At 38.1% G+C, this 11,000-nt stretch carries 9 protein-coding genes; 2 read left to right on the top strand and 7 right to left on the bottom strand.

From position 1 onward, the window contains the following. Positions 1 to 212 precede the first annotated feature (212 nt). The 7 genes from uspE to rne all read right to left on the bottom strand — a co-directional run bounded on the left by uspE (position 213) and on the right by rne (position 8,918). The gene (gene uspE / locus BI291_RS05710; RefSeq protein ID WP_074496950.1) at positions 213 to 1,142 is read right to left on the bottom strand and encodes a universal stress protein UspE; all 930 of its coding nucleotides are present in this window, start codon (positions 1,140 to 1,142) and stop codon (positions 213 to 215) included. A 121-nt stretch (positions 1,143 to 1,263) separates the two neighbouring features. After that, the gene (gene fnr / locus BI291_RS05705; RefSeq protein WP_074496947.1) at positions 1,264 to 1,983 is read right to left on the bottom strand and encodes a fumarate/nitrate reduction transcriptional regulator Fnr; all 720 of its coding nucleotides are present in this window, start codon (positions 1,981 to 1,983) and stop codon (positions 1,264 to 1,266) included. Positions 1,984 to 2,017: 34 nt separating this feature from the next. Beyond that, positions 2,018 to 2,686, bottom strand: coding sequence for a sulfite exporter TauE/SafE family protein (locus BI291_RS05700; RefSeq protein ID WP_074496945.1), 669 nt, complete (start codon positions 2,684 to 2,686; stop codon positions 2,018 to 2,020). Further along, a complete protein-coding gene (ccoS, locus tag BI291_RS05695) occupies positions 2,676 to 2,879 on the bottom strand; it encodes a cbb3-type cytochrome oxidase assembly protein CcoS (RefSeq protein ID WP_074496942.1) in 204 nt (67 codons plus the stop codon). Before ccoS ends, BI291_RS05700 begins: the two co-directional genes overlap by 11 nt. A gap of 10 nt (positions 2,880 to 2,889) precedes the next feature. After that, positions 2,890 to 5,277, bottom strand: a complete 2,388-nt coding sequence (locus tag BI291_RS05690; RefSeq protein WP_074496940.1) for a heavy metal translocating P-type ATPase — start codon at positions 5,275 to 5,277, stop codon at positions 2,890 to 2,892. Between the two features lie 3 nt (positions 5,278 to 5,280). After that, positions 5,281 to 5,775, bottom strand: a complete 495-nt coding sequence (locus BI291_RS05685) for a FixH family protein (protein WP_074496937.1) — start codon at positions 5,773 to 5,775, stop codon at positions 5,281 to 5,283. A 185-nt stretch (positions 5,776 to 5,960) separates the two neighbouring features. Then, positions 5,961 to 8,918: a ribonuclease E gene (rne, locus tag BI291_RS05680; RefSeq protein WP_074496934.1), complete on the bottom strand. Its 2,958-nt coding sequence runs from the start codon at positions 8,916 to 8,918 to the stop codon at positions 5,961 to 5,963. 576 nt (positions 8,919 to 9,494) lie between these two features. Between rne and rluC the strand changes: the two genes are divergently transcribed. Both rluC and BI291_RS05670 read left to right on the top strand, forming a co-directional pair. Further along, positions 9,495 to 10,457 (top strand): 23S rRNA pseudouridine(955/2504/2580) synthase RluC, encoded by a 963-nt coding sequence (gene rluC, locus BI291_RS05675; protein ID WP_074496931.1) that lies wholly within the window; start codon positions 9,495 to 9,497, stop codon positions 10,455 to 10,457. Beyond that, positions 10,454 to 10,924, top strand: a complete 471-nt coding sequence (locus BI291_RS05670; RefSeq protein WP_074496928.1) for an HAD hydrolase-like protein — start codon at positions 10,454 to 10,456, stop codon at positions 10,922 to 10,924. The genes rluC and BI291_RS05670 overlap by 4 nt, the downstream gene beginning before the upstream one ends. The last annotated feature ends 76 nt before the right edge of the window (positions 10,925 to 11,000 follow it).

Below are 11,000 nucleotides of genomic sequence, written 5' to 3'. Positions count from 1 at the left end.
TGATGTAGAACAACTATACCTGCACACGTTTCGCTTATTCTCCCACCTCTGACATCGCTCTGAACTGACTTAATCTTTATGCGAATTGGTATTAAAGCGTTAGAGCTAATGAATATTGTTTATTATTGTTATTATTTAACGATAAGAAGGCCTACAAACATAAGCCTTCGTTAAATAGTTATTTGCTCAATAACAATGAAATTTTGGATAGATTAATCTTGTAAAGGGGATTTGTATCCTTCAGGTTTTAAAGCTAATACATCACAATTTAATCGGTCAATAACATGCTCAGCAGTATTTCCAATTAACGCAGCAGAAATTCCCGTTCTCCCTATTGTTCCTAAAACGACGAGTTCTGCATCAAGTTGTTGAGAGACTTCTTCAATCACATCTTCTGGTAACCCCTCTCTTACATGAGTATTTTCAGCTGAGATGCTGTATTTAGTCGCGTGACTTTGCATGGCTTGTTGGTGATGTTGTCGCATTGAATCATTGTATTCGTTGGCATTAAACTCTGGAATTTCTATTGCAATGTTTACCGGTGTTCCTGGGTATGAATTCACTAAGTGCACATTACCGTGAATAATATTACCAAGTAGAACAGCCTCTTGAGTAATAATATCATTTAACGAGGTATGCTCTGATTCGTCACTACCCACATTAACTGACGCAACAATATTACCATTTGCAGGCCAACTATGATCTTTCACCAACAAAACAGGACAAGGGCATTTTCTTAAAATATGCCAATCAGTAGGTGTAAAGATAACGGACTTCAACTTGTCATGCTCATGGGTACCTTTGATGACAATATCAACGTTGTGATGAATCGCTTGTTCAATAATGGGTTCGAATGGTCTGTTGTGCCATACAACTTGATGGTTGATTGTTAGGCCTTGATGGTTTTCTTGGGCGATAATATTTTCAAGCCATGTTTTACGGTCATCAATTAATGATTGACGCATTGCTTCGCGCTCATCACTTGATAGCATGGTAGTCATTTCATAAGAAAAATCATAAATAGACAAAAACGCAACAATATTTCCTTGTGTTTTATGAGCAAGTTCGATAGCACGCTTAAGGGATTTTTGCTCTTCTGTAGTAGGATCTATGACTGCTAAAATCTTTTGATATTTTTCCATTGTTGACTCCAAAGTAGTGTCTGTAATGATCAATTATTGTAATTATAGTAATTATAGAGTGAAGCGCATAAAAATTAGTTGTTTTAAATCAAAAATGAAGTAAACAATAATCAACGATTATTTATAGTGATGCACACGCATTTAACTTGTCAATATCGACAATAGTAATTAATTTACCATTAACTACAATGATATTATTTTTATGGAAACGGTTGAGTAACCGGCTAATGGTTTCAACGGTTAAACCTATATAATTACCAATATCGCTTCTAGTCATCGTTAATCGAAATTCGGAAGGTGATAAATTCCGCTCTTGATATCGCTTACTCAAACTTGAAAGGAAAGTAGCTAATCGTTGTTCGGCATTTTTTCGATTTAATAGTGTTAACATTGCTTGATCTGTTTTTATTTCAGAGCTCATCATTCGCAATATTTGTTTTTTTAATTTAGGCATTGAATTAGACAAAGAATCTAAGGTTTCGTAGGGAATTTCACAGACCATTGAGGTTTCTAAAGCGGTAGCAAAGCTTGAGTGCTCTGATAATGCAATCGCTTCAAATCCGAGCAAATCTCCAGCTAAATGAAAGCCGGTGATTTGCGCCTCACCACCTTCATTAATGGTAAAGGTTTTAAAGGTTCCTGAGCGAATAGCATACAATGAATTCATCTTATCGCCGTCATGAAATAACTGTTCGCCTTTTTGAATAGGGCGTTTACGATTGATGATATTATCTAATGTTTGCAACTCTTGTTCGTTTAACGAAAAGGGTAGGCAAAGTTCACTCAAACTACAGCTTTGACAATGTATGTGCTGTTGACCGGGGCAATGTTGATTATTCATAACGTTCCTACATTAGACAATTGACTGCATAGTATTAAAACAAGAGTTGGTATGCAACGTTAAGTGTAAATACGCCGTAACAAATTAAACCTAACGCAATTAAACGACGAACCCACAATTTTTTAAACAAAACGGTGATTGTTTGAAAGCCTAACGAAACGGTTAACAATGCTGGAAGGGTACCGACGCCGAAGAAAAACATAATGGCCATACCGTCTATTGCATTGCCTGCAGCAATTGACCAGGTTAATGTCGAATAAATTAAACCACAGGGAAGCCAGCCCCAGAGCATGCCTAATCCTAAAGCTTTGGGTGTAGAATCAATTGGCAGTAAATGTTTAGAAATAGGTTGAAGTTTCTGCCAAAGAGTACGGCCTAATTTCTCAACGCGATTAAGCCAAAATAACCATTGCCCTATGTATAGACCTAATAAAATAAGGAAAAAACCAGCGATAAATTTTAGGGATATCACAGGTAACCCTAAGGCTTTAATACCAAGTGAGCCGGTAAAGCCTGCAATTAACCCGAGAAATGAATAGGTGAAAATTCTTCCTATGTTGTAAGCGGCAACAAAATAAAAAGATTTCCTACTGTGCTGTTTAACAGCAGCGGTTAACATAGACGATATACCACCGCACATGCCAATACAGTGTCCAGCACCAAGTATGCCAATGAGAAACGCTGAAAAATAATCAAGAGTCATTTTGAGATGTTTCTTGTTTATCTTTACTTTTACTGTTTTCTACGGTGTTATTTTTGTCATCTTCAAAAAGAATACTTAATCCTTGTTTTTCTAGGTCGTCGAACTGATCAGACTTTACTGCCCAAAAGAATAGGTAAATACCTAGTGCTGTTAATAAAATAGCGATAGGGATAAGTACGTAAATAACACTCATAAGCTTTGGTTTATTTCACTTTTAATAATCGTAATGAATTAGTGATGACCAGTATTGAACTTAATGACATACCGATCACCGCCATGTATGGTGTAATATACCCACATACTGCTAATGGTAATACAATCGCGTTATACCCGAAAGCCCATCCATAGTTTTGCCAAATAATATGCTTGGTTTTTAACGCGACTTTTCGTAGTAAATTAATTGACGTTAAACGATTGTTTAGCAAAATAACATCAGCACCACTTTTCGCAATTTCAGTGCCGCTACCCATGGCGATTGATACATGTGCAGCACCAAATACAGGGGTGTCATTAATACCATCACCTACCATAGCAATAGTATTTTTATGCTGCATTGCTTTTAACGTGTGCATTTTCTCAGTCGCTGTTAATTGGCTATGTACAGAATCTAATTGAAGTCTTTGTTGTACTTTTTCACAGCCAGAAGCGTTATCACCAGAAAGCATGATAGTGTTAATGTGTTGAGCTTTAAGTGTGTGAATAACACTTTCTGCTTCGTCCCTGATATTATCGATTAATGCAATGGCTGCAATGGGTTGGTTATTTATCGAAACTATACAGCTAAAAGTTGATAAAGCATGTGGAACATCTGCGGAGAAAATCCAACTGGGTTTACCAATTTTAACATCTTTACCGTCAATAACTCCTGAAATACCACTGCCTGCATCTATGCTTATTTGTTCGCTGGTTATGCTAAAGTCTCGAAAGCGAGTAAAAGCTTTTGCAATAGGGTGCTCGGAATGTGATTCTAAGTTTGCAGCGTAAGCAAGAACCATCTCTTTACTATAGCTGTTGTCTAATATGTGTATATTTGCAATATTAAAGTCGCCGGTTGTTAACGTGCCGGTTTTATCAAAAGCAATAGTGTTGATCTCGGGTATCGTTTCCATGACATGTGAAGACTTAATCATAATACCTGAACGATTTAATCGAGTTGTCCCGCATGTTAATGCAGTTGGGGTAGCTAGTGATAATGCACAAGGACAAGTGGCTACTAATACCGATAAGGTAATCCAAAACGCTTCGGACGGCATATGTTGTTGCCAATATATAGCAGTGCCAATTGCGGTGAGTAATATCACCGCGACAAAATATTGTGCAATTTTATCTGATAGTTGTGCAATTTTGGGTTTATGAGCTTGGGATGCTTCACTGACCCTAATTAACTGACTTAAAAAGGATGAACTTCCTGCTTGTTTTACTTCAACGAGTAAGTTGCCATCGCCGTTAATAGTGCCAGCAAAAACAGTATCGCCCACGCTTTTGTCAACGGGGAGTTGTTCACCAGAAAGCATTGCCTCATTGATTGGACTATTACCTTGAGTGATAACGCCATCAGCAGGGATCACCTCACCAGGTTTTACAATCACAATATCTTTCGGCAATAGTTTGCGAGCAACAACATATTGTTCTTGATTATTGACTAATTTAGTTGCGGTCATTGGCATTAACTTTAATAGATTAGCAGAAACCTCTGCAGCTCTATTACGTGCTCTAAACTCTAAAAATTTACCAATGAGCAATAAAAAGGTAAACATTGAGACTGACTCAAAATAGACTTCACCCGTTTGGTAAATGGTCGCCCATGCGCTGGCAATAAAAGCCAATATAATGGCAATGGAAACGGGTACATCCATGGAAAGACGCTTTGCTTTTAAGGCATTGTAAGCGCCGATATAAAAGATAAAGGCACCATAAGTAACAATGGGCACAGTAAGCACTAAGCTGGCATATCTAAGATAAACCACAAAATGCTCTGCCATATCGCTAAAGGCCCCAAAATATAAGCCGACAGCAATCATCATTACTTGCATCATTAAGATACCAGAAATACCTAATCGTTTAATAAACGCTTTACTTTGAATTTGATTGGCTTGTTCAGCATCACTCGCTTTAAAAGGTAGGGCTTGATAGCCAATCTTTTCAATAGCGATTAAAATTTCACTAAGCTTAATATCGCTATGATGCCAACGAATGGTAGCGCGTTGAGTTGTCGCATTAACATTGATATTTACCACGCCGGGTAATTGATTAATCTGCATCTCAATCAACCAAGCGCAGGCTGCGCAGTTTATTCCCTCAACGGTTAAAATAGCTTCTTTGCACTGGCCGTCTTGATATATAAATTCGCTTTGTAAGCTTTCTTCATCAAGCAAAGTGCGCTTTTTAAGTTGTTCTGGAATAAGTGCTTCGCCCTTGGGGGCTGACTCTGTTCTAAAACGGTAATAATCTGTTAAATTATTATCAACAATAGTTTGTGCGACAGCTTCACAACCAACACAACACATTGGCTGTGGCTTATTATCTATCGTAACAACCAGCGATAAACCTTTTGGAATAGGTTCACCGCAGTGAAAACAAGAAGTGTGCATAGCTTAATGAGCTTCAATAGCCTTAGGTGTTATCTCGATAAAATCAGATTGGGGTAAGGTAATAACGTTTTGGATCTTCCAATGTTCTTCAAAAGGCGCAATAGTAACTCGCCATTTTCCTTTAACTTCTTGTTCAATATATTGTCTGAAATGACCTGAAGCATCAGGTGTTAAGGCGAAATAAAAGTCTTTGTCTTTCAACGTTGGGTGGTAAAAATTAACGTTAAGTAACGGAAATTCTGTATCTATCCCCGTTGGTTTAATGACGAGTACTTGGTTATCAAGTTTTAAATCAAACTTCATTCCCAGTTTTTGTGCGAGCTTTATTTTAGATATTTCTAAGTTAATAGCCTTACCTTTTTTATAATAATCGCCTACCACTAAAGGGTCAGGATCAGTATTGGCAATAATAACTGTGGTAATACCTGCAATAACAGCAGAGAACGGAAGAAAAAATACGAGCCAAGCCCAAGGCTCTTTGTACCAAGGTGTTTTCATGAAGTAATATTGGTTACTAAATAATGGCAACTATTATACTGACTTTACGACAATGACTCTATTGAATTCACCGGATTTATTACTTTAGATCAAACTCAATGCGCAAAAGAAGTTTTAATATGGAATTTATTATGAAAAAGGTCAGCTATGAGCTGACCTTTTATGCATAAATTGACTCGGGAAACCTAAGGTTTAACCGGGCCTGATTGACTTGTACTGGTAGCATGCTTGCGTAGAGCTGTTTTACCTGAGCTGTTAACTTTTACGCGTTCTTCAATAGTTGCCGATGCAGTTGGTAATTCACCAGTTTCATGGATAGTTGCTGGTTTAAACATAGCAGCAAAAGCATGACCTTTAATTCGTGGTTTAGCTTTAGTAGAACCATTAGCTTTTTTAGCTTTAGCGGTTGCTTTAGGCTTACTTGCTGTTGGTTTTTGGTTATCCGTTACCTTTGTTTGGCTTGAATCAGCTTCTGATACTTCAGGTTTTACTGTTGTTTTTTCAACGTCAACAGTATCAGTGTTTTGAAGTGTTTTATCGCTCTTATCCGTTGCTAACGTTTTTACATCGTGGTCTAGAGTTACAGGCTCACTGTTCACTTTAGCGTGTGATGAGGTAAGTTGTTCCACTTTTTCAGGTTTATTATCAAGAATTTCAGATTCAGTGGTTGCTTCTGGTGCTGACTTTACCGTCTCAACAGAAGCGTTCGTGCTAGCTGTTTCTTCTACATTATTTTGTTCATCAACAACAGTTTCAGCTTTTACTGTTTCTTGGCTGACAGTGTTTTCTTTTGCTGAAGCGTGTTCTAAAGGTAAATCTTGTTGAACTTCAACAGATTGAGCTTCTTGAGCGATAGCTTCAGGATAACGTGCTTCTACTGGGTCTAATGTTGCTTCAGTATTTTGTTGCTCTTCATTAGTATTTTGACGTCTGCGTTGTCCATGCGAGCGCAAGTGTCTCGGTGAACGTCTATTTCTAGTGCGTTCTTCCTTACCTTTTTTATTGCTGGCGTCTTCTGATGTTGTTTCAACGACTGCTGCTAATGCTTTTGAGTCTTTAACGTCAGCATTTTTAGTGTTAACCGTATTATTTTGAACGTCTTCAACTTTTTTAGCCGGTTGCTTTTTAATCGGTTGTTTATCTTCGTTAGCCGTATTGTTTTGATCAGCAATACGTACTTTTTTACGAACGTTTCGACGTTGTCTTTTCTCAGCAATTTTTTCCTCTTTGGGCTTAGTGTGCTTCGGCTGTTGAGGTTTTTTATGTTGCTTATTTACTTTGTCGCTTTGTTCAACATTTGGTTTTTCATTACGTTTATCTGGGCGTCGCTCATGGTTGCGCTTGTTGCGTTGGTTTCTATTTCTCTGACCGCCTCGACGCTCGTAATCACGTTTACCATTTTTATGCTGTGGTTTTTTAGGCTCTTCTTTTTTTGTTTCTTCGGTAGAAAACAATGAAGATAACCATTTGCCAATTGCGGCAAATAAACTTGGTTGGTTTTTAACTTCTGGTGCCGCTTTAGTTTGGCTAACAGGAGCTTGTTTAGGTGCAGATATACCTTGCAATAATGGCTCATCTTTTTGCGCAGCTTTTTTATCAAATTTCGGCATAACCGCTAATTCTGGTTTCGCTTCAATCACCGGTGTTTGATAACTTGCTTCCGCAATAGATTCATCTTTTCTAACGCGAATAACTTCGTATTGCGGCGTTACTAAGTTCGGATTAGGGATAATTAACACATGTACGCTATGATGCTTTTCAATGTGCATTACCGAACGACGCTTTTCATTCAATAAGTACGTAGCAACGGGCACAGGAACTTGTGCTTGTACCTGTTGAGTATTATCTTTTATGGCTTCTTCTTCCATCAAACGTAATACTGATAAGGCTAGCGATTCTACGCCACGCACATGGCCAGTACCATTACAACGAGGACATACGCCTTGACTGGTTTCACCAATTGATGGACGTAAACGTTGTCTTGACATTTCAAGAAGACCAAAACGCGAGATTCTACCAAGTTGAATACGCGCTCTATCAGCTTTGACAGCATCGCGCATACGGTTTTCAACTTCACGTTGATGGCGTACAGGGGTCATATCGATAAAGTCGATAACGACTAAACCACCTAAATCACGTAAACGTAGCTGACGTGCTATTTCATCTGCAGCTTCTAAGTTAGTATTGAATGCAGTTTCTTCAATATCTCCACCTTTGGTAGCACGAGCAGAGTTAATGTCGATAGAAGTCATGGCTTCGGTTGGATCAATAACGATTGAACCACCAGATGGTAACCTTACTTCACGTTGAAATGCAGATTCGATTTGGGTTTCTATTTGGTAATGCGTAAATAACGGTACATCATTGGTGTATAACTTAACTTTACTCATAAAGTCAGGTCGTACAACTTCAATGTGACTACGTACACTTTCAAATATCTTAGGGCGGTCAATTAGTATTTCACCGATGTCGCGACGTAAATAATCACGAATAGCGCGTAAAATAACATTTGATTCTTGATGAATTAGAAAGGGAGCAGGGCGTGACTCTGCAGCTGTTTCAATAGCACTCCAATGGTGTAAAAGTACACTCAAGTCCCATTCAAGTTCTTCATAGTCTTTGCCAACACCAGCGGTACGAACAATTAATCCCATACCTTTAGGTAGGTTTAATTTACTTAACGAAGCTTTTAAATCTGAACGTTCGTCACCTTCGATACGGCGAGAAATGCCGCCTGCTCTCGGGTTATTTGGCATTAATACTAAATAACTACCGGCTAAAGAAATAAACGTAGTTAAGGCTGCGCCTTTTTGACCTCGCTCTTCTTTATCAATTTGTACGATGACCTCTTGGCCTTCGGTAAGTACGTCTTTTATATTAGGACGTCCTTGAAAGGTATAACCGCTAGGGAAGTATTCGCGAGCAATTTCTTTCATCGGTAAAAAGCCGTGACGCTCAGCACCGTAATCAACAAATGCAGCTTCTAATGAAGGTTCAATACGCGTGATTTTTGCTTTATAGATATTGGCTTTTTTTTGCTCATGACCTGGACTTTCGATATCCAAATCATATAGTTGTTGACCATCAACTAGCGCTACACGTAATTCTTCCGATTGTGTAGCGTTGATTAACATTCTTTTCATAGTTTCTGTGACTCATAAATTAGTCACAGCACACCATTTGCTTAGTACACAAAGCAATCTATCGCTTTTGTAACAGCTGCTTGTCAGCCTCTCGGGTGTCAATCTTACTATGCCATTTTTTACATAGTAAGCTGTTAATTTAATCCTGATTGTTGCTCAGAGATGCATAATAATAAAGCATCACTGAAAAATTTGTCTTTATGCGCTCAGCATGTGTGCTGTGCTCAGTTATATCGCTAGTTAACCTTTATTTCTTCAGGTGTCATGTATATTCGAGAATATAGCGATAATAACAATTGTTTAATGATTGCAATTTGCTCTGGACATTTATATTTGCATGTTGACAGTATTTTCAAGTCAATCGTTACAAAGAGCTGTTCAATTAATAATTCATTTTTTTGATTATTAAGGTAGCTTTTCAATGCCTCTTACGATTCGCTAAAAGCAAGTTTTTTGCATGTTGCATGTTAAAATATAGCGCAACTTTTCTATTATCCCACTTTTTATTAGAAAAAGGCAATTAAATCGTCAGTTTATTTACGCGATTTTCATATATTTTGTGATAAACTGCGCGCCATGAACGATACAACAAAACCTCAAGTTCGATTTATTACTGTTGATGGTGAAGATGCAGGACAAAGAATCGACAATTTTTTATTGAAAACCCTTAAAGGGGTTCCTAAAAGCATGATCTATCGCCTTTTACGAAAAGGTGAAATTCGTGTAAACAAGAAACGTACTAAGCCTGATTATAAATTGAAAGACGAGGATATACTGCGTATAGCGCCTATTCGCGTTTCAGAAAAGTCAGCGCCTGTTTCAACGCAACTTAATGTTGTGGCTAACCTCGAAAAACAAATTTTATTTGAAGATGATCGGTTAATCGTGATTAATAAGCCATCAGGTATGGCCGTTCACGGTGGCAGTGGCGTAAACTTTGGATTAATCGAAGCATTAAGAGCGTTACGTCCAGATGCCCGCATGCTTGAGCTTGTTCATCGTTTAGATCGTGATACATCTGGCTGTCTTGTGGTGGCTAAAAAACGTTCGGCACTTAGAAATCTTCATGAACAGCTTCGTAATAAAAAAGTTCAGAAGTTTTACCATGCATTAGTGAAAGGGCGTTGGTCAGCAAAAATAACTCGTGTTACAGAAGGTTTAAAGAAAAACGACTTAAAATCCGGTGAACGCATTGTTGTGGTTGATAATATTAACGGTAAAGAATCTGAAACACGTTTTAAAGTGATTCAGCATTATAAAGATGCAACACTGGTTCGTGCATTTCCGGTAACCGGTAGAACACATCAAATTCGTGTGCATTGTCAAACTAAAGGACACCCGATTGCGTGTGATGCTAAATATGGGCACCCTGAGTTTGATGCTCAAATGAGAGCGCATGGATTAGATCGTTTATTTTTACATGCTGCAAGTATTGAATTTACGCATCCGTTAACGGAAAAACGTATTAAAGTAGAAGCGCCACTAGCACCATCGCTTGATGCATTGCTATCAAAGTTAACTGTCGCCAAAACGTCATGAAAGATTACCAATTAATTATATTTGATTGGGACGGCACGTTAATGGATTCTATCGCGCGGATAGTTTCATCAATCCGTGCACTTGCTCAAGTTAACGAACTGATAATACCCAATGAAAGCGCGATAAAAGGCATTATTGGCTTGAGCTTAGAAGAGGCTATAGTGACATTATTTCCAACGGCGAATGGTGCAACGATTGAGCAACTTAAAACGGGTTATAAAAAACATTACATTGAATTAGATCCAACGCCTACGCCTTTATATTCAAATGCTGAGCAATTACTCACCGCGTTAACTCAACAAGGTAAAATGTTAGCTGTTGCAACGGGAAAAGCCAAGACCGGCTTACAGCGAGTGATGCGTGAAACTAATTTGACTCGCTTTTTTAACCACGTAAGGTGTGGTTGCGAATGTCACTCGAAACCACATCCTCAAATGTTAGAACAATTATTATACCAACTCAATTAAATATTTAGTCACTTAGCGAGAAATAAAAGGGTTAGAGGCAAGGCATTGATTGCAAAGAATGGTTATTCAGGAGAAC

This window comes from Thalassotalea sp. PP2-459 (assembly GCF_001913705.1).
Lineage (GTDB): Bacteria > Pseudomonadota > Gammaproteobacteria > Enterobacterales > Alteromonadaceae > Thalassotalea_C > Thalassotalea_C hakodatensis.
Note: the sequence above shows the minus strand (reverse complement) of the source record. Positions and strands in the feature narration are given on the sequence as shown.